The sequence below is a fragment of the Bacillus sp. BC05(2025) genome, from assembly GCF_056725905.1.
In genome coordinates, this window is sequence record NZ_JBWYRA010000011.1 from 23,058 (window position 1) to 46,945 (window position 23,888).

At 36.9% G+C, this 23,888-nt stretch carries 24 protein-coding genes and 4 other annotated features (1 of these 28 only partly in view); of the genes, 6 read left to right on the forward strand and 18 right to left on the reverse strand.

Translation table 11 applies throughout. The features are described from left to right. Window positions 1-46: a binding site (T-box leader), on the reverse strand (it extends 206 nt beyond the left edge of the window). A gap of 123 nt (window positions 47-169) precedes the next feature. The 3 genes from pheT to ACZ76X_RS24465 form a co-directional block, all read right to left on the reverse strand. Beyond that, complete coding sequence (gene pheT, locus ACZ76X_RS24455) at window positions 170-2,590, reverse strand: phenylalanine--tRNA ligase subunit beta (protein WP_098668071.1); 2,421 nt, start codon at window positions 2,588-2,590, stop codon at window positions 170-172. An 18-nt stretch (window positions 2,591-2,608) separates the two neighbouring features. Further along, window positions 2,609-3,643, reverse strand: a complete 1,035-nt coding sequence (gene pheS / locus ACZ76X_RS24460; protein ID WP_044790621.1) for a phenylalanine--tRNA ligase subunit alpha — start codon at window positions 3,641-3,643, stop codon at window positions 2,609-2,611. Between the two features lie 44 nt (window positions 3,644-3,687). After that, window positions 3,688-3,916: a binding site (T-box leader), on the reverse strand. Between the two features lie 48 nt (window positions 3,917-3,964). After that, window positions 3,965-4,762, reverse strand: a complete 798-nt coding sequence (locus ACZ76X_RS24465; protein ID WP_479851959.1) for a TrmH family RNA methyltransferase — start codon at window positions 4,760-4,762, stop codon at window positions 3,965-3,967. A gap of 82 nt (window positions 4,763-4,844) precedes the next feature. On the opposite strand from ACZ76X_RS24465, the gene sspI reads away from it, so the two are divergent. The 5 genes from sspI (at window position 4,845) to ACZ76X_RS24490 (ending at window position 7,597) form a co-directional block, all read left to right on the forward strand. Further along, complete coding sequence (gene sspI, locus ACZ76X_RS24470; protein WP_000009513.1) at window positions 4,845-5,054, forward strand: small acid-soluble spore protein SspI; 210 nt, start codon at window positions 4,845-4,847, stop codon at window positions 5,052-5,054. Window positions 5,055-5,229: 175 nt separating this feature from the next. Then, a complete protein-coding gene (locus ACZ76X_RS24475; RefSeq protein ID WP_479851960.1) occupies window positions 5,230-5,787 on the forward strand; it encodes an HD domain-containing protein in 558 nt (185 codons plus the stop codon). A 139-nt stretch (window positions 5,788-5,926) separates the two neighbouring features. Further along, window positions 5,927-6,640: a CPBP family intramembrane glutamic endopeptidase gene (locus tag ACZ76X_RS24480; RefSeq protein ID WP_479851961.1), complete on the forward strand. Its 714-nt coding sequence runs from the start codon at window positions 5,927-5,929 to the stop codon at window positions 6,638-6,640. Window positions 6,641-6,830: 190 nt separating this feature from the next. Beyond that, a complete protein-coding gene (locus ACZ76X_RS24485; RefSeq protein WP_479851962.1) occupies window positions 6,831-7,202 on the forward strand; it encodes a DNA-binding protein in 372 nt (123 codons plus the stop codon). A 38-nt stretch (window positions 7,203-7,240) separates the two neighbouring features. After that, window positions 7,241-7,597 carry an ammonia permease gene (locus tag ACZ76X_RS24490; RefSeq protein WP_479851963.1) on the forward strand — a complete coding sequence of 119 codons (357 nt, stop codon included), beginning with the start codon at window positions 7,241-7,243 and terminating at the stop codon, window positions 7,595-7,597. Window positions 7,598-7,618: 21 nt separating this feature from the next. On the opposite strand, the gene ACZ76X_RS24495 is transcribed toward ACZ76X_RS24490, so the two are convergent. Continuing rightward, the gene (locus ACZ76X_RS24495) at window positions 7,619-9,418 is read right to left on the reverse strand and encodes a DHA2 family efflux MFS transporter permease subunit (RefSeq protein WP_479851964.1); all 1,800 of its coding nucleotides are present in this window, start codon (window positions 9,416-9,418) and stop codon (window positions 7,619-7,621) included. Window positions 9,419-9,430: 12 nt separating this feature from the next. Continuing rightward, the gene (locus ACZ76X_RS24500; protein WP_048531600.1) at window positions 9,431-10,084 is read right to left on the reverse strand and encodes an HlyD family secretion protein; all 654 of its coding nucleotides are present in this window, start codon (window positions 10,082-10,084) and stop codon (window positions 9,431-9,433) included. Window positions 10,085-10,381: 297 nt separating this feature from the next. On the opposite strand from ACZ76X_RS24500, the gene ACZ76X_RS24505 reads away from it, so the two are divergent. Continuing rightward, on the forward strand, window positions 10,382-10,999 hold the full coding sequence (locus tag ACZ76X_RS24505) for a TetR/AcrR family transcriptional regulator (protein WP_098668063.1): 618 nt from the start codon (window positions 10,382-10,384) through the stop codon (window positions 10,997-10,999). A gap of 40 nt (window positions 11,000-11,039) precedes the next feature. Here ACZ76X_RS24505 and ACZ76X_RS24510 read toward each other — a convergent pair whose 3' ends face one another. The 13 genes from ACZ76X_RS24510 to coaE all read right to left on the reverse strand — a co-directional run bounded on the left by ACZ76X_RS24510 (window position 11,040) and on the right by coaE (window position 23,864). Continuing rightward, window positions 11,040-12,125, reverse strand: coding sequence for a M42 family metallopeptidase (locus tag ACZ76X_RS24510; protein WP_479851965.1), 1,086 nt, complete (start codon window positions 12,123-12,125; stop codon window positions 11,040-11,042). Window positions 12,126-12,194: 69 nt separating this feature from the next. After that, window positions 12,195-12,686 carry a dUTP diphosphatase gene (locus ACZ76X_RS24515; protein ID WP_000365050.1) on the reverse strand — a complete coding sequence of 164 codons (492 nt, stop codon included), beginning with the start codon at window positions 12,684-12,686 and terminating at the stop codon, window positions 12,195-12,197. A 469-nt stretch (window positions 12,687-13,155) separates the two neighbouring features. Continuing rightward, on the reverse strand, window positions 13,156-13,512 hold the full coding sequence (rplT, locus tag ACZ76X_RS24520) for a 50S ribosomal protein L20 (protein WP_001138362.1): 357 nt from the start codon (window positions 13,510-13,512) through the stop codon (window positions 13,156-13,158). A gap of 37 nt (window positions 13,513-13,549) precedes the next feature. Beyond that, window positions 13,550-13,750: a 50S ribosomal protein L35 gene (gene rpmI / locus ACZ76X_RS24525; protein ID WP_001125945.1), complete on the reverse strand. Its 201-nt coding sequence runs from the start codon at window positions 13,748-13,750 to the stop codon at window positions 13,550-13,552. Between the two features lie 21 nt (window positions 13,751-13,771). After that, window positions 13,772-14,275 (reverse strand): translation initiation factor IF-3, encoded by a 504-nt coding sequence (gene infC, locus ACZ76X_RS24530; RefSeq protein WP_000973214.1) that lies wholly within the window; start codon window positions 14,273-14,275, stop codon window positions 13,772-13,774. Between the two features lie 62 nt (window positions 14,276-14,337). Further along, window positions 14,338-14,458, reverse strand: a sequence feature (ribosomal protein L20 leader region). Window positions 14,459-14,668: 210 nt separating this feature from the next. Further along, complete coding sequence (gene thrS, locus ACZ76X_RS24535) at window positions 14,669-16,606, reverse strand: threonine--tRNA ligase (protein WP_000786083.1); 1,938 nt, start codon at window positions 16,604-16,606, stop codon at window positions 14,669-14,671. Between the two features lie 47 nt (window positions 16,607-16,653). Continuing rightward, window positions 16,654-16,882 (reverse strand) — a binding site (T-box leader). Between the two features lie 31 nt (window positions 16,883-16,913). After that, window positions 16,914-17,795 (reverse strand): putative sporulation protein YtxC, encoded by an 882-nt coding sequence (ytxC, locus tag ACZ76X_RS24540; RefSeq protein ID WP_479851966.1) that lies wholly within the window; start codon window positions 17,793-17,795, stop codon window positions 16,914-16,916. A gap of 278 nt (window positions 17,796-18,073) precedes the next feature. Continuing rightward, window positions 18,074-19,012: a primosomal protein DnaI gene (gene dnaI / locus ACZ76X_RS24545; RefSeq protein WP_479851967.1), complete on the reverse strand. Its 939-nt coding sequence runs from the start codon at window positions 19,010-19,012 to the stop codon at window positions 18,074-18,076. A gap of 33 nt (window positions 19,013-19,045) precedes the next feature. Then, window positions 19,046-20,452 (reverse strand): replication initiation and membrane attachment family protein, encoded by a 1,407-nt coding sequence (locus ACZ76X_RS24550; RefSeq protein ID WP_479851968.1) that lies wholly within the window; start codon window positions 20,450-20,452, stop codon window positions 19,046-19,048. Between the two features lie 152 nt (window positions 20,453-20,604). Beyond that, the gene (gene nrdR / locus ACZ76X_RS24555) at window positions 20,605-21,066 is read right to left on the reverse strand and encodes a transcriptional regulator NrdR (RefSeq protein ID WP_001203687.1); all 462 of its coding nucleotides are present in this window, start codon (window positions 21,064-21,066) and stop codon (window positions 20,605-20,607) included. Window positions 21,067-21,351: 285 nt separating this feature from the next. Further along, on the reverse strand, window positions 21,352-21,735 hold the full coding sequence (gene speD / locus ACZ76X_RS24560) for an adenosylmethionine decarboxylase (protein ID WP_002003660.1): 384 nt from the start codon (window positions 21,733-21,735) through the stop codon (window positions 21,352-21,354). A gap of 388 nt (window positions 21,736-22,123) precedes the next feature. Then, a complete protein-coding gene (locus ACZ76X_RS24565) occupies window positions 22,124-23,152 on the reverse strand; it encodes a glyceraldehyde-3-phosphate dehydrogenase (RefSeq protein WP_000198979.1) in 1,029 nt (342 codons plus the stop codon). Window positions 23,153-23,261: 109 nt separating this feature from the next. Then, on the reverse strand, window positions 23,262-23,864 hold the full coding sequence (coaE, locus tag ACZ76X_RS24570; protein ID WP_479852031.1) for a dephospho-CoA kinase: 603 nt from the start codon (window positions 23,862-23,864) through the stop codon (window positions 23,262-23,264). Window positions 23,865-23,888: the final 24 nt, after the last annotated feature.

Here is a 23,888-nt window from a genome sequence, read left to right on the forward strand (position 1 = left end):
GCTTTGGATTATAGTATATACTACTTTTCCTTATCATCGTCTTTCATTTTGTTAAACTAAAATTAATGTACTACATTCGAGAGAAAGATGCAAGACACCTAAAAATATATCGACGATTTTTACAATCGTTCCATAAAAAAATTGCCGGAATAAATCCGGCAATTTCTTATTATTTACGTAACTCCGCACCAAATTTCTCTTCTACCGCTGTTAACACGCGGTTATGTGCTTCTGTTACTTCTTCGTCTGTTAACGTACGCTCTGCATCGAAGTAGTTCATAGAGAATGCAAGTGATTTCTTGCCTTCTTCCATTTTTTCTCCTTCGTATAAGTCAAATAGTGTTACGTCTTTCAGAAGTTCTCCACCAGCTTCAGCAATAACTTGCTTCATTTCGCCAGCTTTTGTTTCTTTCGTTACGACAACAGCCATATCACGTGTCATAGATGGGAAACGTGGGATCGCTGAGTAGTAAGTTTCTTCTGCATCTGCACCGAATACTTTTACAAGAGATAATTCGAATACGAATGTATTTTTCACATCTAATTGTTTTTCTGCTTCTGGGTGCAATTGACCGATGAAACCAATTACTTCGCCATCTAATACGATGTCAGCTGTACGACCTGGGTGCATACCTTCACGTTTTGCTGGTGCATAAGTGATTTGGTTTGAAACGCCAAGTACGTCGAATAATCCTTCTAGTACACCTTTCACAACGAAGAAGTCTACTACTTTCTTCTCACCTTGCCATGCATGGTGAAGAGCAAGACCTGTCATAACACCTGCAAGATGTTGTTCTTCTTTCGGAAGTTCTCCATCTTCTGTTGGTAAGAAGATAGAACCTACTTCATATAAAGCAACGCTGTCGTTTTTACGAGCAACATTGTATGAAACTGCTTCTAACAATTGTGGCACTAGGCTTAAACGAAGTTGGCTACGCTCTTCACTCATTGGAAGTGCAAGACCTACAGGCGCCTTTTCGTTTGGCTCAACCATATATTGTTTCGCTTTGTCAGCGCTTGTTAATGAATATGTGATCGCTTCATATAAACCAGCACCTTCTAAGAAACGACGTACTTTACGACGTTTCGTTTGTGCTGATGTTAATTTACCACGAGTCATTGTTCCAGAAGGTAATGTAACTGGAATGTGGTCATAACCGTATAGGCGACCCACTTCTTCTACTAAGTCTTCTGAAATTGTAATGTCAGGACGACGTGCTGGTACATTCACATGGAATGTTCCTTCTACTTCTGTGAATGGGAATTTTAAGTTTGTGAACATTGTACCCATTTCACTTGCAGAAATATTTGTACCTAATACACGGTTTACTTTTTCTGCCGTAACAGATACTGTACGCTCTTGTACCTGTAAATTGTCAGCTTCTACTACACCTTCAAGTGCTTCTCCGCCAGCGTATTTCGCCATTAAAGCAGCTGCGTGTTGAATTGCTTCAAACGTACGCGTTGGGTCGATTCCTTTTTCGAAACGTGCACTTGATTCACTGCGAAGACCTAAGTCTTTTGATGTACGGCGCACTGTTTGACCTGCAAAGTATGCAGATTCGATTAAAACGTTTACTGTCTCATTTGTAACTTCAGAATCAGCTCCACCCATTACACCAGCAACAGCTAAAGCTTTTGTGCCGTTTGTAATTACAAGATGATGATTTTGTAACGTACGCTCTTGATCATCTAACGTTTCAATTTTTTCGCCTTCTTTTGCAAGACGAACAACGATTTCTTTTGAACCTAATTTATCGTAATCGAATGCATGTAACGGTTGACCGTATTCCATTAAAATGTAGTTTGTAATATCAACTACGTTGCTAATTGGACGAATGCCAGCTGCCATAAGGCGCGTTTGCATCCACATTGGAGATGGACCAACCTTTACGTTTTTCACCATTTTCGCAATATATAATGGGTTTTCTTCTTTCGCTTCTACACTTACAGAAATGTAATCAGCAGTTTTTTCTGCTGTTTCTTGTAAGTCGATAGCTGGAAGTTTTACTTCACGACCGTAAATAGCAGCGACTTCATATGCAACACCTAACATGTTTAAGCAATCTGCACGGTTTGGCGTTAAACCAAGCTCAAGTACTTCATCATGTAAGTTTAAAATTTCAAGTGCATCTGCACCAACTTCAGCGTCACTTGGGAAGATGAAGATACCGTCTGCGTATTCTTTCGCAACTAACTTTCCATCAATACCAAGCTCTTGAAGCGCACAAACCATACCGTGAGAAGCTTCACCACGTAGTTTTGCTTTTTTAATTTTAAAGTTGCCAGGAAGTACAGCTCCAACTTTTGCAACTGGTACTTTTAAACCTTTTGCAATGTTAGCAGCTCCACAAATAATTTGAACTGGCTCTTCTTCACCGATATCGATTAAGCATTTGCTTAACTTATCAGCTTCTGGGTGTTTTTCACATTCTAATACGTGACCAACTACAACACCTTTTACACCTTTATTTAATACTTCAACACCTTCTACTTCAATACCACTTTTCGTGATTTTATCTGCTAGTTCTTGTGCTGTTACATCTTTAATATCTACATACTCTTGTAACCAACGATATGATACGAACATACTTATCCTCTCCTTCCCTTACGCTCGTTTGAATTGTTGTAAGAAACGTACATCATTTGTATAGAAATGACGAATGTCATCTACGCCGTATTTCAACATTGCGATACGCTCTGCGCCCATACCGAATGCGAAACCTTGATATTCTTTTGAATCATAACCAGCCATTTCAAGTACGTTCGGGTGAACCATACCTGCGCCTAAAATTTCGATCCATCCAGTTCCTTTACAAGTGCCGCAACCTTTACCGTGACACATCATACAAGAAATATCCATCTCTACAGATGGCTCTGTGAATGGGAAGAAACTTGGACGAAGACGGATTTCACGATCTTCACCGAACATCTTTTTCACGAATACTTGCAGTGTACCTTTTAAGTCACTCATGCGAATGTTTTTATCGATTACAAGACCTTCAATTTGCATGAACTGGTGTGAATGCGTCGCATCATCGTCATCGCGGCGATACACTTTACCAGGACAAATAATTTTGATTGGACCTTTTTCTTTATTATTTTCCATCGTACGTGCTTGTACAGAAGATGTATGTGTACGTAATAACGTTTCTTCTGTAATGTAGAATGTATCTTGCATATCACGCGCTGGGTGATCTTTCGGTAAGTTTAATGCTTCGAAGTTATAGTAGTCTTTTTCTACTTCTGTTCCTTCAGCTACTTCATAACCCATACCGATGAATACATCTTCAATTTGTTCAACAACAGCTGTTAATGGATGGTGACAACCTGTTTCAACAGGACGACCTGGCAAGGTAACATCAATTGTTTCATTAGCTAATTTTGCTTCGATTACTGCTTTTTCTAAATTACTAATTTTGTCGTCTAAACGAGTTTGAATCGCTTCACGTACTTCATTTACTAATGCTCCCATACGTGGACGCTCTTCTGCTGATAATTTTCCCATGCCGCGTAATACTTCTGTAATTGGACCTTTTTTTCCTAAATACGCTACGCGTACGTCGTTTAAGCCTTTTAGCTCTTTCGCTTCTTCAATAAGCTCTAACGCTTTTTGCTTTAGCTCTTTTAAACGTGCTTCCATTTTGGAACCCTCCTAATTTTAAAAATAAAAAAACCTCGCTCCCAAAAAGGGACGAGGTAAATTCGCGGTACCACCCTAAATTGACAGAACATGTCTGCCCACTCATTAGTTATAACGATCAATTCTGACCGGAACGCCTTTACATGTACATGGTCCTGGCGTCAACTCCAGAGGTGAATTCACTTCCGTCTACCATAAGAATGCTTTCAGTCTACGGCATTCTCTCCCTATATGGCGATTTTGTAAGCTACTCTTCTCTATCAACGTTTTTCGTTATTTAACTTTTGATATAATGTACTTCAACTTATTATAAGAAGTTTTTTATTTGTTCGCAACCGGGCTTTGCAAATAATACGTTAAAATCCCTGCTGCAACTGCAACATTTAATGATTCTGCCCCGCCGTAAATCGGAATATACAAGTTTTGATCCGTTTTCGCAAGAATTTCTTGGCGTACGCCATTTCCTTCATTTCCTACAATTAATGCAAAACTACCAGCTGGTGTTACTTCACCATAAGGAACTCCATTTTCAAGAGCTGTTCCATATACAGGAACGTTATTTTCTTTTAGCTCGTCTACCCATTCTTCTAAGTTACCTTTTACAACTGGTAAGTGGAAAATAGAACCTTGTGTAGAGCGAAGCACTTTACTATTATATGCATCAACGCATCCTTCTCCAAGCACAACGGCATGAATACCGGCTGCATCAGCTGTACGAATAATTGTCCCTAAGTTACCTGGATCTTGCAGGCCATCTAATAAAAGAAATTTCCCATCAGCAAGAGCTACTTCCTTCTCATGCTTTTCACAAACAGCAAATACACCTTGCGTCGTTTCTGTTTCACGAAGTACTTTTACGATAGCTTCAGGTACGATATACATTTCTACATCATTAACTGTCCAATCTTTCGGAAGGTCTGTCTGATCTGACACGATAAGTTCCGTTACAATCCCTGCCTTTAAAGCTTCCTCCACTAAGTGGAATCCTTCTACAAAAAATAAACCTTTTTTATCGCGCTCTTTTTTCGTTTGCAGCTTTTTCCACTGCTTCACACGCGGATTTTGTACTGAATCAATGTTTTTCATAATATGTATTTCCCTCTCTTCTTGTCTTATCATTATAGCCTATTTTCCATACATATTTACATAAAAAAGAACAAAAACTAACGTCAGTTTCAATTCTGAAGAAGAGGTGAAAACAATGAGTTTTAATTTACGCGGTGCTGTATTAGCAAATGTATCTGGTAATACACAAGATCAATTACAAGAAACAATTGTCGATGCAATTCAAAGCGGTGAAGAAAAAATGCTGCCAGGTCTTGGTGTTTTATTTGAAGTCATTTGGAAAAACGCTGATGAAAATGAAAAGCACGAAATGTTAGAAACACTAGAGCAAGGATTAAAAAAATAAGCAATTTGAAAATCACCTTTGCATAGGCCAAGGTGATTTTTTTGCAGAAAAATTTTTTCTTCTCCTAAACATTTCTACTTTACTAACGAACTATGATGGAGTACAATGTTCAAAATACATTTAAACCGATCGATTTTCTTTATAGACACCATAAGATAAAAGGAGTGAATGTTTTATGCACCGTATTACGCTTGAACAAATTTTTAAACACCATATTACACAAAAATACGTAAATCGTTCTGGGATGGTCCACGCGATTGCTGTCGCTTACCATGCGTTTCACTTAGCTAAAAAGCATCACGCCTCAGTCGATGCTGCGACAAAAGCTGGTTTCCTTCATGATATCGGACATCATACATGGTACACAGGCGGCGAATGGGACTATGATTTATACAAAAAGAATGATATACACGCAATTAAAGGAGCAGAAAGAGCTCATAAATTGCTTATTAGATTAGGAGAGCACCCTAAACTAGCAAAAGAAATTTCTATTGCGATTCTTCTTCATACAGATTCTTTCTTAGTGGAACAAGAAATTGAAAGAACGTCTCTTCAAAACATTATTAAATGGGCAGACGAAGCAGATGAAGAACCGGGCGGAGCGCATCATTATAGAACGATTTCTTATGAAAAAGCATTAAAAGCTATTCAACAGTTAGATCGATTGGTAGAGCACGAATTGCAAATAGAGCAATCAAAATTGAATAACAAGGCCGAACATAGTTATCAATGAGAAAGAGGCATCACTATAGGGTGATACCTCTTTTATTATTTTATGGAAAATACACCTGTATATGTAATATTTAAATGTTACATCCAAAAATAAAATACTTTATAATTAAATATACAAATATAAAGAGGTGATTTTACAAATGCAACCCGCTACACAACTCTCTAATGAACAGAAATACTCTATGTCATGGGGACAATTTATTAGCTCCGTTTTATTTGCTTTTTTCGGAACCGGACTCATTACTGTGTTCCTCGCAATGCCCTTAACAATTTATACAGCTGGTCTTACAGATAAAAAACAAATTGCCCTGTATGAATCTATCGTAAATACTGCAAGTATCGTATTACAACTAGCCGTGTTGTTATTCTTCATTTTCAAATTCGAACCCGCAAAAAAATTACTACTACAATCATTTAACTTTAAAGCACTTAAAGAATGGCGTACATACGTATACTTACTTCTTTTCTTCGCTATAAACATTTTACTCAATTACGTCTTGTTAAATTATGTGTTCCAAGACGCAACAAAGCAGCAATCTTCCGCACTAAACTTAGATGTCTTTAAGCAGTATCAAATATTATTACTTCTCGGCTTTGCAATACTCACACCAATTTTTGAAGAGCTTATTTTCCGTGGCTTTATACTTCGTTTTTTCTCAGAACGCTTTCCATTTTGGATTGCAGCGATTATAACAAGCTTCTTCTTCGGTATCGCTCATACATACTCACTTGGCGTAATGGTCATTACTTTCTTCATGGGATTATTAATGGCTATTTTATGTAAAAAAACAAAATCTATTATTCCAGCTATGTTATTTCATATTATGAATAATCTGTTGGCATTCTTGAGCTAAAAAGAGGTATCATCGCGATACCTCTTTTATCAATTCGTATGATTACTTCTCATTTCTATCAATTTATACATATTTATCCCGCTTTAATGGGCAGTAAGACTCCCACTGATTAAAGTTTCACTTTATCAATAATATCCAAAATAAACCTCATGTAGTAAAATGTAACTGATTACATAGAAGGAGATTACATATGTTGAGCTTACTTTGGGTTGTTTATATGCCACTTCTTGTTTTATGCGGATTTTTCGGTGGTATTTTTTTAATTGTTACTAGCGTGAAACACCGTAAATTATTTGTCGGTTTAATGGGGCTACTTAGTTTTTCCTTTGCCACACTACCTTTTGTTTTTTGGGGCATGGGGGTGGAGAGCAATACAATCCTCCCTATTTCAACTACTTTATATTGGATACTGTTTTCTTTAACTGGATTATCGGCAGGATTGAGTGGATTACAAGCAAAGATGAAAAGTATACGTAATATGGGATTCATTATTTTTATCACTGGTATATTAGGGGTTATCTTCTGGCTACTCACGACTGTGGGTGATTCATACTATATATAATATTTTTTAAAAACTCATAAATCGGAGGTAATACAGACTTGTTCGGAATATTAGGTTGGATAATTTTAGCTTTTACTTTGATTTTATGCGACTTCATCATTGGCATTTTTTTAATTATTGCTGGTATTAAATGTCGTAAATCACTTACCATTATAGCTGGTTTCATTAGCATATCGCTTATCGTTGTTCCTATCGTTTGTATAGGTTCTGGAATAGATTTAGAGGGGATGGTTCCAATTTCGGGAACTTTATATTGGTGCCTCTTCTCTTTAGCTGGACTATTGGCTATTATAAGCGGCAGACAAATATCAAGTATTCGTGCTATGGGAACAATTTTGTTTATAACAGGGCTTTGCTCCATAGCTGGTTATCAGCTTTTATATTTAACCGCATAAAGAACAAAAAAAGCAGGGAAATTAATTCCCTGCTTTTCTATTTCGTTTATTGCCTGATGGTAAGAAGAACGATAACACCCAAGCAATCCCTGCGAGTATCGTTGCAATTAAGAAGGCATCGTTAATACCGTTAATTGCAGATAGCTTTGAAATTTGTCCATATAATAGTTGTGTACTCATCGCGTCTCCTGCTTGCGCTGATCCAGCTAAGGCCGCTAAGCTTTGCCCCATGCCGTGTACTTTATCAACTAAAATTGGATTTGAAGTTGTTAACATGTTGCCGTAATCTGCTACGTGAGCAGTCGTTTGTTGCGTCATAAGTGTAATTAATATCGCCGTTCCAATTGAACCAGCTACTTGTCTTGACGTATTTTGCGTTGCTGTACCGTGAGAAATTAATTTCATCGGCAGTGCGTTCATACCAGCTGTCATAATTGGCATCATAATGAATGACATACCAATCGAACGTATAATATAATCCGTCATAATAACGCTATACGGTGTATCCATCGATAACGTTGTGAATTCATATGTCGCAAATGTTGTAATGGCTAACCCAACAATCGCTAACGGACGAATACCATACTTATCAAATAGTTTACCTGCAATAGGTCCCATAATCCCCATAATTAATGATCCTGGAAGTAATAATAAACCTGATTCAATCGGTGTGAAACCGCGAATGTTTTGCAGATATACTGGAAGTAATAACATACCTCCGAATAATGCCATCGTAACGATTGCGTTAATTACTAAAGTAAAAGTAAATACTGGGTATTTAAACACTTGTAAATCAAGCATTTTATTATCTGTTGTTAACTCTCTCCAAATAAATAACGCTAAACCAATTACACCGATAACAAGCGAAATAACAACTTCGGCACTAGTCCAACTATTATTTCCAGCTTCACTAAATCCATACAGTAAGCTTCCTAGTCCAATACTTGAACTAACAACACCAAATACATCTAATTTCGTATTAGACACTGGCTGAGCTAATGTAAAGAATTTTAAAGATAGGAACGTAATAATTAAACCTATAATAAACATCGCGTAGAACATTAAGTTCCAGCTGTAATTTTCAATCACCCAACCTGTTACAGTCGGTCCGATAGCTGGAGCTAAAATCATCGCTACACCTAGTAATCCCATCGCTGCTCCGCGCTTATGAGGCGGGAATAATGTCATGAAGATATTCATACCAACCGGCATTAAAATACCCGCACCAACCGCTTGAATAACACGGCCCGTCATCATCATCGTAAAGTTTCCTGAAGTAGCACAAATGATAGATCCTACCGTGAAGAATAACATTGCTGCTACAAATAATTTACGATACGTAAATCGTGAAACTAAAAAGGCACTAATCGGTACTAAAATACCATTTACCAGCATGAAACCTGTAATTAACCATTGTGCTGTTGAAGTTGATACGTTAAATTCATTCATTAACGGAGGCAATGCAACGTTAATGATTGTTTGGTTTAAAATAGAAACGAACATGCCGAGAATTAATACAGCTACAACTGCTTTTACATTCACATTCTCTACAGGCGTAGACATTTGCTTTTTCGGCACTTCTTTTTCTTCTTTTACTTCTTCTTGCTTTCCTGTTTCTAACTCAACTACATTAGAAATTTCCGATTCTTGCTCTCGTTCAATTTCTTTCTCTTCTGTTTCTACCTTACTTACTTCTATTTTATTTACGGCTGGGACTTGTTCTTCTCCCACGTTCGTTTTTTTCTTTCGTAAAAGACGATTTACAAGGAAGAAGACGATTATACAAAATAGTGCATATCCTGCAATTGCAATTGAGGACATCTCATCTCCCCCTTACTTATGAATACGAACTGACACATTCATTCCAGGAACAATATTTACTGATTTACTATGATCTAAAGAAATTTTAACTGGTACTACTTGTGTTACTTTCGTATAGTTCGCTGTTGCGTTGCTTGATGGTAACATAGAGAATGTGTTTGCTGTTGTTAATCCAACTTGCTCTACTTTTCCTGATAACGTTGTATCTGGGTATGCATCTACATACACATCTACGTCTTGACCTTTTTGTACATCGTCAACATCTGTTTCTTCAATGTTTGCCGTTACCCATAAATTGTTCATATCAAATGCATAAGCAATTGGGCTACCTGCTCCAACGAAAGCATTTGTCGTCGCGTTTGATTGTACAACTGTTGCATTTTGTGGAATTGTTACATCTACTGTTTGTTCTCCATTTGCTGCTGCTACAGTAACAGCACCTAATTTATCGTTCTCATTGTAGTTCTTACCTACTTCGGCTTTCCAGTCAGTTAATTTACCTGCTACTGGTGATGCAATCGGAATTACCTTTCCATCAATTTTTGCATTGTCTGTTTTTAAGTAATTTTCCGCTTGATTGTAATAGTAATAACCGCCAATACCGCCGCCAACTAGTACAATTAATGTGATAATGTTAATAATCACCATTCTTCGAAACTGATTCATTGCATTCCTCTCCTTATATCGCATATAATTTTTTTCTAAACTATTTATGTCCTTATTGTTTAGACTGTTTAATTGTTAATTATATTAACTTTTAAACAAAAAAATCACACCATCTGAGGTGTAAATCGAAATTTATCTACCTGCGAGCGGTGCTGATTTCTGAAGGACTATCGTTTATAATTATAAATAATTATTTCGAATCTACAACCGACATTTTACGTATGAAATGTCGCTTAAACAACAATATAATACCAATATGTTGTTTAAGTATAGAAAATTAAACGAGGGGAAGTAAAAATGTCTATTAAAAATACAAATGATCCACGTGTAAAGCGAACGAGACAACTCATACAGGATGCTTTTGTCGCTTTAGTAGGCGAAAAAGGATTTGACGATGTAACTGTTCAACATATTGCAGAACGTGCTCCTGTAAATCGTGCTACGTTTTATAGTCATTACCACGATAAATATGACTTACTAGACAAAAGCATCGAAGAAATGTTAGAAAAATTAACCGAAGTTATTAAACCCAAAAATAGAAATAAAGAAGAGTTTCAACTTACATTTGATTCACCACATCCGACATTTTTAGCTTTGTTCGAGCATATCGCAGAAAATGCGAACTTCTATAACGTTATGCTTGGCGATAAAGCTGCTGGAAACTACTCTTATAAAATGATGAAAACGATACAAACACATTTAACATTAAGCTTATCTATTTCACAGCCCGATGATAAAGATCTTATGGTTCCTCGTGATATTTTAATTAGTTATGTGACAGGAGCTCATATCGGGATGATTATGTCATGGTTAAAAAGAGGGATGATATATACCCCGCATTTTATGGCTATGCAATTAACTCGTTTAATTATTTTAGGAGCTCATACTGCAGCAGGGTTAGAGAGACCTTTTTAAAATGTAAAAAAGCGAAGGAGCACCTCCTTCGCTTTTTCTATTAATTAAATGTAATGTTATGTACAGCCTCTTTATCAAGACGTTTAATAACTTCTACAATTAACTTCACTGCATTTTCATAGTCATCACGATGTAACATTGCTGCATGAGAATGGATGTAGCGCGTTGCAATCGTAATGGCCATAGACGGAATACCATTTACAGCAATATGGATTGCACCTGCATCCGTTCCGCCGCCTGCTACTGAATCATATTGGTATGGAATTTCCAATTCATCAGCAACATCAACTACAAAGTCACGTAAACCTGTATGACCAATAACAGAAGCATCATATAAAATGATCTGTGGTCCATCACCCATTTTACTTTGCGCTTCTTTTGACGTTACACCAGGTGTGTCACCAGCGATACCAACATCTACTGCGAACGCGATATCTGGTTTAATATAGTTTGCAGATGTTTTCGCACCACGAAGACCGACTTCTTCTTGTACAGTCCCTACGCCGTATACAACGTTTGGATGCTTTTCATCTTTTAATTGTTTTAATACGTCAATTGCAATTGCACAACCGATTCGGTTATCCCATGCTTTTGCAAGTAACATTTTTTCATTCTTCATCACTTGGAATTCAAAGTAAGGTACAACTTGATCTCCTGGTCGTATGCCCCACTCCATTGCTTCTTCTTGGCTAGAAGCACCAATATCAATGAACATGTCTTTAATTTCAACTGGCTTTTTACGCGCTTCTGGAGGTAAAATGTGCGGTGGTTTTGAACCAATTACACCTGTTACATCTCCTTTACGCGTTACAATTGTCACGCGCTGCGCAAGCATAACTTGTGACCACCAGCCACCAACTGTTTGGAAACGAAGGAAACCTTTGTCATCAATTTGCGTGATCATAAAGCCAACTTCATCTAAGTGACCTGCAACCATAATTTTCGGGCCGTTTTCTTCCCCTACTTTTTTCGCAACTAAACTTCCTAAATTATCAGTAGAAAGTTCGTCCGCGAACGGCTCAATATATTTCTTCATTACTTCGCGTGGTTCACGCTCGTTACCCGCAATACCACGTGCATCTGTTAATTCTTTTAGCATTGTCAATGTCTCGTCTAATTTTGTCATTGCCAACACCCTCCTTTTTCTTCAGTCACTTCATTATACAAAAGGAAATTGAAATATTCAAAAATTAACTTAGTATCCTTGTGTTTGACGCTGATGATTTACTTCGTTTTTATCTAAGTATGCTTTTTCGATCTCTTCTTGTTCAAACTCAAGCGCTTGTCCAAGTCGAAGGTAGCTTGTAAATAATTCAATATAGTTCGTAATAGATGGTTGATCTGTAAAACGAATTACCTTCGCATATGTGTCTAAGAAAATTTCTACTTGTGTTTTATTCGTCTGTGCACACTTATAGAATAGGAAGTTTTTATCAATACCTAAATCAATTCCGATTGATAAAATAAAATGTAAACCATCTACGTATTCTTCTAGTATCACTTCACGTTCTGATGCTGGTTTGTTGCTCCAATATTTAAAACAACGTGTTTCATTTGCAAGTTCTCCAATTTCTACAAGAAGAGCTAACATTTTTTCTTTTAACAACTTTTTCGGTTGTAAGTCATGCTCCTTCGCAATACGGTCATCTAATTCTTTTTGTAATTTAAATAGTTGTAGTAAGTCCATTCTATTGTCCTCCTCCAACATCGCATGTTACGCAACAATGTTGTTTCATCTCAAAGTTCATTATTATTTTTCGTTTCTTATTAATAAGTCAGCTATCTACCTCTTTACAAAATAGCTTGTCCTTAATTTACAAATACGTTTCAATCATCACGATTAGATTGTTCATTCCGATTGATGATAGTTAATAATTATCCAGGAATTGCCCACTAATAAAAATATTATTTTATCTGATGAAAGTTCCATATCATCTTTCCATTATAGCAGTGTCGTTTCAGGTAGGAAAGATACTCTTCTTTCCAGAAGGTGATAATTAAAAGAAGCCAGGAGGATTCTCCTGGCTTCATATGCATATTCTTCTATATTGCTATAGCTTTTATATTGGTTTTGTCATATCGATAACGACATATCTCTCTTTGTACACAAACAAAAAACCTTAGAAGAAAAATCTTCTAAGGTTTCAACTAATTAATTAGTTAATGTTGTTTTTTGCAACTGTTGCTAATTCAGCGAAAGCTTTTTCGTCATGAACAGCTAAGTCAGCAAGCATCTTGCGGTTAACTTCGATGCCAGCATTTTTAAGACCGTGCATTAAGCGGCTGTAAGAAAGACCATTCATACGAGCTGCTGCGTTGATACGTGTAATCCATAATTTACGGAAGTCACGTTTCTTTTGACGGCGGTCACGGAATGCATACATTAGAGATTTCATAACCTGTTGGTTAGCAACCTTGAATAATGTATTTTTTGAACCGTAGTAACCTTTTGCTAATTTAATTACTTTTTTACGACGTTGACGAGTAACTGTACCACCTTTTACTCTTGGCATAATATTACCTCCTAATTGTTCTATATATCAGCCGAACTTATTTTAAGTTGTCAAGCATTTGACGAATGCGTTTGAAGTCACCAGCGCTTACTACACCAGCTTTACGTAGTTTACGTTTAGCTTTTGTAGATTTGTTAGCGAATAAATGGCTTGTGTAAGCGTGAGAACGTTTCAGTTTACCTGATCCAGTCTTTTTGAAACGCTTTGCAGCGCCGCGATGAGTTTTTTGTTTAGGCATAGGTATTTCCTCCTCTATCTATTACTTATCGTTTTTCGGTGCTAAAACTAAGAACATACTGCGTCCTTCCATTTTAGGCTTAGATTCGATTGTACTAACTTCAGCACAAGCTTCTGAGAAGCGATCTAAAACACGTTGACCGATTTCTTTATGAGTAATGGCACGTCCTTTAAAGCGAATTGACGCTTTAACCTTGTCGCCTTTCTCTAAAAACTTGATAGCATTACGAAGTTTTGTGTTAAAGTCGTGTTCATCAATTGTTGGACTTAAACGAACTTCTTTCATGCTAATTACTTTTTGATTTTTGCGCTGTTCTTTTTCTTTCTTCTGTTGCTCAAAGCGGAATTTACCGTAGTCCATAATGCGGCATACTGGCGGTTTCGCATTTGGAGCAACTAATACTAAATCAAGATTAAGATTTGCAGCTAAGTCTAAAGCGTCATTACGAGACTTGATTCCAAGTTGATCGCCATTTGCACCAACTAAACGTACTTCACGTGCACGAATTTGCTCGTTAATCATCATATCCTTGCTAATAGTAAGCCACCTCCAAGGTTTTCTCAGAACATAGTTTGTAGTCATAGAACCCGACAAAAAAAGTGCGGGCATACGACACCCACACTTGTAAAATCTTAAGTAAGAAATACATTTACCTGTAAACTGCGAATGCGTCCATCAGGTGAGAAGCGGGTGCTTCTACTTGTTCCACAAAACAATATTCTATTATCCTTGATGAGTTTATCATAGGACATGACGTCTGTCAAGAAGACGCGATGTGTTTTACTAACAACAAGAAATATTGTAACAAACAACTAACATACTTGCAATACTTTTTTACGATAAGTATTACATGGTTTTTTTTTCTAATTTCTCTTACTTATATTACATAGAAAAGCCGCGGTATACCGCGGCTTTTTCTTATCGTTTTCCTTCTACTTTAATCATGTCAACAAAAGCATCTAATGCGATTGTTTCTGATTTTTGTTCACCGTATTTACGTACGTTTACGCCGTTTTCAGTTACTTCATTGTCACCTACTACAAGCATGTACGGAATTTTTTGCATTTGTGCTTCACGGATTTTGTAACCAATTTTCTCTTCACGAGTATCTAATTCAACACGGATACCAGCACGGCGTAATTCGTCTTGTACTTTCTTCGCATAGTCTAAATGTACTTGCGGAGAAACTGGAATTACTTGTACTTGAACTGGAGCTAACCAAGTTGGGAATGCACCTTTGTATTCTTCAATTAAGAAGGCTACGAAACGTTCCATAGTAGATACAACACCACGGTGAATTACAACTGGACGATGTTGTTTACCGTCTTCACCAACGTAAGATAGTTCAAAGCGTTCTGGAAGTAAGAAGTCTAATTGTACAGTTGAAAGTGTTTCGTCTTTTCCAAGAGCAGTACGAACTTGAACGTCAAGTTTTGGACCGTAGAATGCCGCTTCACCTTCAGCTTCATAGTAATCAAGACCCATTTCATCCATAGCTTCTTTTAACATACCTTGTGCTTTTTCCCACATTTCATCATCAGCATAATACTTTTTAGTATCTGCTGGGTCACGATAAGATAGACGGAATGAATAGTTCTCTAAACCGAAATCTTTGTACACTTCTAGAGTTAAGTTTACAACACGTTTTAACTCTTCTTTAATTTGATCTGGGCGAACGAAAATGTGTGCATCGTTTAAAGTCATTCCGCGTACACGTTGTAAGCCAGATAACGCACCTGACATTTCATAACGGTGCATTGTTCCAAGTTCCGCAATACGGATTGGTAATTCACGATAGCTGTGAATATCGTTTTTATAAACCATCATGTGGTGAGGGCAGTTCATTGGACGAAGAACTAACTCTTCATTATCCATTTCCATTGATGGGAACATACCATCACGGTAGTGGTTCCAGTGTCCAGAAGTTTCATAAAGCTCTCTGCTTCCTAGTACTGGAGTGTATACGTGATCATAGCCTAAGCTCGCTTCTTTATCAACGATGTAACGCTCGATAATGCGGCGGATTGTTGCACCCTTTGGTAACCAAAGTGGTAAACCTTGTCCTACTTTTTGGCTATTAGTAAATAGTTTTAATTCTTTACCTAATTTACGGTGATCGCGCTCTTTCGCTTCTTCAAGCATACGTAAGTGCTCATCTAATTCTGCTTTCTTAACGAATGCAGTACCGTAAATACGTTGTAGCATTTTATTATTGCTATCGCCGCGCCAGTAAGCACCTGCAACGCTTAATAATTTAAATACTTTAATTTTCCCTGTAGATGGAAGGTGAACGCCACGGCAAAGGTCGAAGAATTCGCCTTGCTCATAGATTGAAATAACAGCATCTTCTGGAAGATCGTTAATTAAATCTAATTTTAACTCATCGCCGATTTCTTCAAAACGACGAATTGCTTCTGCACGTGGTACTTCATGACGAACGATTTCTAAGTTCTCGTTCACAATTTTTTGCATTTCTTTTTCGATTTTCTTGAAGTCTTCAACTGTAATTGCTTCTTCCATATCAATATCGTAGTAGAAGCCATTTTCAATTACCGGACCAATGCCAAGCTCAACCTTAACATCTTTATATAAACGTTTTAACGCTTGTGCTAAAAGGTGAGCTGTTGAGTGGCGTAAAATATATAAGCCATCTTCAGAATCTAATGTAATGATAGAAACTGCACCATCTTCTTCGATTGGTGTAACAAGATCAATCATCTCATCGTTTAATTTTCCAGCCACAGCTTTTTTCTTTAAGCCTGGGCTAATAGAAGCTGCGATTTCTTCAGTTGTTACGCCTTTTGGAAACTCCTTCACAGCTCCATCAGGGAAAGTAATTTTAACTACATCTGCCATCACTGGTCACTCCTCTTTTTCTCAAAATAAAAAACACTCATCCCGTAAAAAGGGACGAGTGTTGAATTCGTGGTTCCACCCTTGTTCCAATTAACCTTATTGTTAATTGCTCAAGTTCAACATAACGGTGTTGTCCGTTAGCAATTACTAGAAGAATCGTTCACTGCTAAAGTTTAGAGGTGGTAAGTAATAATCCCGTACTAGGAAGCTCACACCCTAAGGCTTCCCTCTCTGAAAATCGTAGAAAACTACTCATGTCCTCATCATGACATTTCAATATATTTCATTTATGTAGGTAATTATATGCTCAAAAACTTAGAAAATCAAGGGCGTTACCTTTATTTTTTAAATTTTTCACATTGCGCTCAAACTCATGTAATCCATGTAATTGTACCCGTTCTTGAAATACATTTCGCAAAGTAATAATCATATTATGGTCTTGTTCTTTCGTATATAAATAAATTTTTTTCGGCGAAATAGAAAGAAGTGGCGCAATTACTTTCGTATCAATATATACATCCTTTTGCTTCAATAATTCCTCATCTATATATTGAACCAATTTCTCCTGTTTTAAACGTCTACCTTTATCATCGTAGAAAATAAAACTCTCATCAAAAATAAGATGCACACAGGACAAACGTGATTTCCGGCTACGCACTTGTTGTCTTAGCGACTCAATAAACATTTGATATTCTTGTTCCAACTTATACTCATCAATCGCCACTTCGGCAAGCTTAGCTACCATTTCCCTATATGTACGAAGACGAAAACGAACATATGATGAAAACGAGAATGAAAGCGGATCACAAAGCCAGTTATTTAAAGAAGATTTAATATATGATTCAAATGTGTGACGCGTTAATTCACTGGTAATCCCTTTTCTTCTTCCCTTTAAAATCTCATGTGCCATATGCAATATTTGATGACACTCTTCCTCTTCTTCATAAAAAAACTTCTCTTTTAAGATTGTATATATCCACTCATTTTGTTTCACATTCACAATAAAATATACCATTACTGGCAATAAAATCTTTTCAATATAATTCGATTCACCTACTGGTATGTGAATCACCACTTTTTGTTCCTGTAAATACACACTCGTTTCTTCATATAACAGTTCCGCTCTTTTCAGTAGTTGTCTATATACGTGCATAGCATCATTTTTTTCTTCGAAGCAAATTTCAATCACTTTTGTCCCCCCTTTTATCCCTGCTCTAAAGGACTGTATCTATACGTTACAAATCCTATAAGAGTCCGTCCCGCGTGAAGTTCACTCTTAGTAGAATTACATTTCCTATCGTTAGAAAATCCACTCAATATGGCTTGCTAATTTTATATATATTAAGGGAGGGAGAAAAAAATGATACAAGCTACTACGAATTTTCAATAAGAACTTTTCATTTTACAATTCGACTACTTTGAAAAGTACTTCATACGAAAAAAAGAGTAAGCTTCTCAGCTTACTCTTTACTTATGACGACGGTTTTTCCCGCCAATTGGAATTGGTTTCGCTAAATATTTAATTCGTTCCATAATACGAGCTGCTTTCATTTCTTCCGCTTCACCGCGCTGTGTATACGTTAAATGATGTTCCAACTCCTTGAAATCAAAGTTAGACGTAAAGAACGTCGGTAAGTTTTCTAACATACGGAACTGTAAAATTGCACCAAGCACATCATCACGCACAAAGCTTGACATCGCTTCTGCTCCAATATCATCTAACATTAAAACTTGTACGCGTTTCACCGCATCAATCTTTTCCCCAATCGAATTATCTTGAATCGAACTTTTAATTTCACGTAAAAATTCAGGGAAATATACGAGCATCGAACTTATTTTCTTTCGAGCAAGCTCATTCGCAATTGCCCCTAGCAAATACGTTTTCCCTACACCAAATTTACCGTACAAATATAAACCTTGTACTTTTTTACCAGGTTCATATGTACTTAAAAATTCATTAGCTGCACCAATTGCATCAATACGTGCATCTAAATCTGATGGATCCAAGTTTTCCATCGTTGCTTGTAAAATATCAGATGGCATATATACACTTTGAACGAGTTTTTCATATTTCTTTCTCTCGTCATATGCTACTTTTCTAACGCAACGATCGTATTGAATATCGATCATCTTCCCTTGGATAACGAGCTTCGGCTCATATCCTTGCAGCATGTTTTTACACGAGCCTAAATCTGGACAATCTGCGCAACCTACACTTTGTCCAATATATTCGTATAACTTCACAAGGCTACGCTCAATCATAGAAGTTGTTACTTCACCTTTATGTTCTTCTATAAATTCTTTCACACGCGGATGTGCCATTACTTCCGCCTTTAATACTTCATATCTATTTTTAAAATTTTCATTTTCCATTAACTTTGCAAACGAATTTTGAATATGCTCCATTTCCTCACCTCAAAGAGCGTTCATTCTCTTCTATTAATCACGCTTATATTTTTTCAACACTTCTTCTAGTCGTTTTCGTTCATCTTCTAACGTACTTGCACCTTTTTCAGCACTTACATCTTTTTTCACAGTTTCTTTCACTTGTTCTTTCGGCTCTTCTTTCAGCCAATCTGGTACCATTTCTTTTCGCACTGTTTTCTTCGACGTACGACCTTTTTTCTTCGTCTCAGCCCATTCTTGATATTGACGGTTTTCTTCTTTCGCTAATGCCATCGCTTCAGCTACTGTACCGACCTTTTTACGCGCCCAATGCCCAGCAATCTTTTCCACATACGTTTTCGCAAGTTTCATATCTGAGCGTAGCATAACATAATAAATAAGTACATTCACAACACCTGGCGTTAATTTTTGATTAATCATTACGTCTTCAACGATTTGCAAGTCCGCTTTCGTCGCCTCTGCACCGCCAGAGATTTCTTTCAATAGCTGCTTTGGTGAGATTTCTTCTAACTGTTTGATTAACATCTCTTCTTGCGTAGAAGGCTCTTTCTCTTTCATCATACGTGCCGCATGAGGCTGTACTCTTTCACTCAATACAGGTAACGCTTGACCGTTTTCGAACTGATACCAATCACGCGCTCCTTTTCTAAGCCTTTCAATATCAATTGTCTGCATCTCTGTCACCGCACCAAGAACGATATTTTGCATCGATAACACATCTACATCATACACGTAAGCAAGTGTAATGACACATTCTCGCACTTGATCTGTAATGGCCTTTTTAGGGACAAGAGCGGACAATCCATCTACAAATAAGGAGAAATCAAAGAAATCATTCCAAACTTTTGGAGCGTCTCCCTTCTCGCGACTTGGCATAGCTGTCGTTTTCGGAATACGAAGATCCTCTTGCGCATGCTCAAGCTGTCCTGGATTAAACGAACCAAATACATCATTGAAAGAACGCGTAACATTTTCATAAGATACAAAATCAAATTCTTCTTCTAAGAAATATTGCTTTACTTGATTATATTTTGTCCGACTCAATCGATTGTACAAAAAGATACTTAAAACAATATCATCAAAAAACTGCTTTGGAGATAAAGGTGGTTGCAGCTCATATATAAACATTCGAATATCTTTTTCTTTCTTAATATATACTTTCAAAAGCCCAATTGCCTCTAACTTTACTCGTTCCTCATATATTTCAGGAAGTTGCATTTGCATAGTCACCATAAGGGAATGATGCGTATTCTCTTTTCCAAACACACGATCTTGCTCTAACTCTCCCCATAGCGTCATGTACAAGCTAAAAGCTCTACTACCTATTAACGGTTGGTACAATATCGTCAACACTTTTCGGTCGTAATTATGCAGTAACCCTTTCGCACTTACTTTATAACGATCAATCGGCAATAGCTCCATCCATGACTGTTTTTCCATTCTTGCTTTTCCTTTCTCTCATCCAATCTATCCTCTACTGCATTCGTTCTATCTTTATTATATAATTTCTTAGCGAAAAAGAGCTATTAGCTTTCGCTTCTAGCTCTCTTATCTCATTCCTTATAGTATGTAAAGAGAATACAATACAAATTCTACTCTCTTTCTTTTTGCAGTATATCTTTTAATTCTTCAATAAATACATTTAAATCTTTAAATTGGCGATATACAGAAGCAAAACGCACGTAAGCAACATCATCGATATCACGCAGTTCTTCCATAACAATTTCACCAATCATATCACTTTTCACTTCTGATATACCTAAATTACGAAGTTCACGTTCCACACTTTGAGTTACTTCTTCTAATTGTCTTAAAGATACTGGTCTTTTTTCGCACGCTTTAATTAAGCCACGTAAAATTTTTTCTTTATTAAACTCTTCTCGTGTTCCTTCTTTTTTTACAACGATAAGAGGTGACTCTTCTACTCTTTCAAATGTTGTAAAGCGGCTTAAACAGCTTTCACACTCTCTCCTTCTTCGAATAGAGCGCCCCTCGTCTACCGGACGCGAATCTAACACTCTTGTACCATTATGAGAACAGGATGGACAACGCAATATATTCACTCCTTTACACTATACTCTTTATTTTTTCTCTACTTACTTCATCTGACAATATATATACATTATTATATAACTCATTCTAACTCTCTTACCACTTTAAGTTAAAGCACGTTATGTCATCATCTCGGTTTCGAAAATAAGATGGTAGATGGAATGCTAACTTATTCGTAAGAGCTCCATTTATTTCCCTAACGAGTACGTTATATTTCCTCTTTTTTATAAACTAAAAAAGAGGTGCATTATACACCTCTTTACATTTTAAATCAATTATGTTCTTTTTTAAAGAGCTTTTGTTTCTCTCTGCTTAATTTCGAAGCTACCAGTGCCTCGAGGAAGCTCGATGCTCTCACGCGTTTTTGCGTTTAAACCTTCTGCAATATATTCTGCAGCAACATTTGGATCAATACGATCCCCACAAGTATAAACATCAATACTTGCGTAACCGTGCTCCGGAAAGCTATGAATTGTTAAATGTGATTCCGAGATAATTACTACTCCACTTACACCTTGTGGTGCAAATTTATGGAAAGCTACCTCACGCACTTCAGCACCAGCTCTTAGTGCTGCATCCACAAATAATTGTTCAATATACGGCATGTCATTAAGCTTGTCGAAATCGCAATCCCAAAGTTCAGCGATCACGTGACGACCCATCGTATCCATAGTATCCATTCTACAGTTCCCCCTTGTAAATTTATTCTAACTGTTCGAATTGAAAACTAATTTGCAATTTGGCTTGCTCCACTACCACGGGGGAAAGTTAGTCCAGAGAGGTCCTAACCCTTTAAGTAGTGACTACGTACCTCAGCTCTTAAGTTTACGAGTGTTAGTATACTTTGTTTATTTTCATTTTGCAACAACAGTTTTTTCGATTTTCTGTCATATTTTCCTCTTTACTTTTCCCTAAAAAAAATAAATGATTCACAAATACAGTAATCCCAACGTTTCGTGGTATGTCCACTTCCGAAAATATACTCCTATAATTTTTTTCCTTTTCAGAAAAAATTAAAAAAAAGAGGGCAAATATTCACTTGCCCTCTCCCTTATTCACTTAAATATGTTGCACATTTTCTTGTTTCGCTAATTCTTCAACAACTAACGTTACAAGATCTACAACACGACGAGAGTAACCCCACTCGTTATCATACCAAGCAAGTACTTTCACTTTACGATCACCCATTACCATTGTAGATAAACCATCAATGATAGCTGAGTGTGTATTTGTATTAAAGTCAATAGATACTAAAGGCTCTTCACTGAATTCTACAATGCCTTTAAGCGCACCATTTGCAACAGTTTTGAATGCCTCGTTAATAGCTTCAACTGTCACATCACGTTTTACATCTACTACTAAGTCAACAAGAGACACGTTTGGTGTTGGTACACGAAGTGCCATACCATGAAGTTTTCCATTTAAATGTGGAAGAACTTTTGCTAGCGCTTTCGCAGCACCTGTCGTTGTCGGAATAATCGATTGTCCGCAAGCACGTGCTCTTCTTAAATCTTTATGTGGATTATCAATATTTTTTTGGTCATTTGTATAAGCATGAACTGTCGTCATTAAACCGTTTTCAATTCCAAACTGCTCATCTAACACCTTAACAACAGGCGCTAAACAGTTTGTTGTACAAGATGCATTTGAAATGACAGTATGTTTTGTAATATCTAATTGGTCTTCGTTCACACCAACTACAATTGTTACATCTTCATTTTTACCAGGCGCTGTTAAAATAACTTTTTTCGCTCCAGCTTCAACGTGAAGAATTGCTTTTTCTTTTGAATTAAACTTACCAGTTGCTTCAATTACAACTTCAACACCTAGATCTGTCCAAGGCAATTCCTTTGGATCGCGGTTGTTTAAAAGGCGAATCATTTTCCCATCAACTAATAAGTGATCTTCAAATGCTTCTACTGTTCCGTCAAACTTGCCGTGAACTGTATCATATTTAATTAAATGTGCTAACGTTTCAGATGGATAGCTTGCATTGATTGCTACAATTTCGAATGCGCTTTCTTTTATTGCCTGACGAAATACCATTCTCCCAATACGTCCAAATCCATTAATTGCCACACGAGTCATAATATGTTATCCCCCTTGAATGCGTTATACTATTTATCTCCAATCCCAATAATAGTATAACACAAAAAGGGGATATGTCACTAAGCATTTTCATTAATTTCACAATTTTTTAGTCAATAATGTTCCAATTCTTTAAAATTACCCGCAATTGTGTTTTCGTTCCCACAATTGTGCCATCATTATTTATCACTTCATCTGCATGTTTCACTTTTTCCTCTAACGGCATTTGAGATTGAATACGCGCTGTTGCTTCTTCTTCTGAAAAATTATTGCGCTTCATTAAGCGTTCTAATTGCGTCTGCGGCTTAACTGCTACAACTAAAACACGATCAACGAGACTTGTTAATTTACTTTCAAATAAGAGAGGAATATCTAACACAACCGCTTGCGCACCTTCTTTTATGTACATTTCCTTTTGCCTATTCATTTCCTCACGCACTGCAGGATGAACAATTTTATTTAACTGCAATCGCTTTTCTTCATTATAGAAAACGACACTTCCTAATTTCGGCCGATCCAGTTCTCCATCTTCTTGTAATATTTCCGCTCCAAACACTTCCACTATTTTGTTATATGCTGGTTTTCCTCGCTCTACAACTTCTCTTGCAATAATATCCGCATCAATAACCGGTATACTTAACTCACGAAACATTTCTGATACCGTACTTTTCCCGCTTGCAATGCCTCCCGTTAATCCAATTACTACTGTCATCATAATCCGTTGCCATAAACTTAT

Bases quoted from the DNA above. Each gene is read 5' to 3' on its own strand.
- pheT (WP_098668071.1), bottom strand. From the start codon at position 2,590: ATGTTCGTATCATATCGTTGGTTACAAGAGTATGTAGATATTAAAGAT.
- pheS (WP_044790621.1), bottom strand. From the start codon at position 3,643: ATGGAAGCACGTTTAAAAGAGCTAAAGCAAAAAGCGTTAGAGCTTATT.
- ACZ76X_RS24465 (WP_479851959.1), bottom strand. From the start codon at position 4,762: ATGATAAGACAAGAAGAGAGGGAAATACATATTATGAAAAACATTGAT.
- sspI (WP_000009513.1), top strand. From the start codon at position 4,845: ATGAGTTTTAATTTACGCGGTGCTGTATTAGCAAATGTATCTGGTAAT.
- ACZ76X_RS24475 (WP_479851960.1), top strand. From the start codon at position 5,230: ATGCACCGTATTACGCTTGAACAAATTTTTAAACACCATATTACACAA.
- ACZ76X_RS24480 (WP_479851961.1), top strand. From the start codon at position 5,927: ATGCAACCCGCTACACAACTCTCTAATGAACAGAAATACTCTATGTCA.
- ACZ76X_RS24485 (WP_479851962.1), top strand. From the start codon at position 6,831: ATGTTGAGCTTACTTTGGGTTGTTTATATGCCACTTCTTGTTTTATGC.
- ACZ76X_RS24495 (WP_479851964.1), bottom strand. From the start codon at position 9,418: ATGTCCTCAATTGCAATTGCAGGATATGCACTATTTTGTATAATCGTC.
- ACZ76X_RS24500 (WP_048531600.1), bottom strand. From the start codon at position 10,084: ATGAATCAGTTTCGAAGAATGGTGATTATTAACATTATCACATTAATT.
- ACZ76X_RS24505 (WP_098668063.1), top strand. From the start codon at position 10,382: ATGTCTATTAAAAATACAAATGATCCACGTGTAAAGCGAACGAGACAA.
- ACZ76X_RS24510 (WP_479851965.1), bottom strand. From the start codon at position 12,125: ATGACAAAATTAGACGAGACATTGACAATGCTAAAAGAATTAACAGAT.
- ACZ76X_RS24515 (WP_000365050.1), bottom strand. From the start codon at position 12,686: ATGGACTTACTACAACTATTTAAATTACAAAAAGAATTAGATGACCGT.
- rplT (WP_001138362.1), bottom strand. From the start codon at position 13,512: ATGCCAAGAGTAAAAGGTGGTACAGTTACTCGTCAACGTCGTAAAAAA.
- rpmI (WP_001125945.1), bottom strand. From the start codon at position 13,750: ATGCCTAAACAAAAAACTCATCGCGGCGCTGCAAAGCGTTTCAAAAAG.
- infC (WP_000973214.1), bottom strand. From the start codon at position 14,275: ATGATGATTAACGAGCAAATTCGTGCACGTGAAGTACGTTTAGTTGGT.
- thrS (WP_000786083.1), bottom strand. From the start codon at position 16,606: ATGGCAGATGTAGTTAAAATTACTTTCCCTGATGGAGCTGTGAAGGAG.
- dnaI (WP_479851967.1), bottom strand. From the start codon at position 19,012: ATGGAGCATATTCAAAATTCGTTTGCAAAGTTAATGGAAAATGAAAAT.
- ACZ76X_RS24550 (WP_479851968.1), bottom strand. From the start codon at position 20,452: ATGGAAAAACAGTCATGGATGGAGCTATTGCCGATTGATCGTTATAAA.
- speD (WP_002003660.1), bottom strand. From the start codon at position 21,735: ATGGATACGATGGGTCGTCACGTGATCGCTGAACTTTGGGATTGCGAT.
- ACZ76X_RS24565 (WP_000198979.1), bottom strand. From the start codon at position 23,152: ATGACTCGTGTGGCAATTAATGGATTTGGACGTATTGGGAGAATGGTA.
- coaE (WP_479852031.1), bottom strand. From the start codon at position 23,864: ATGACAGTAGTAATTGGATTAACGGGAGGCATTGCAAGCGGGAAAAGT.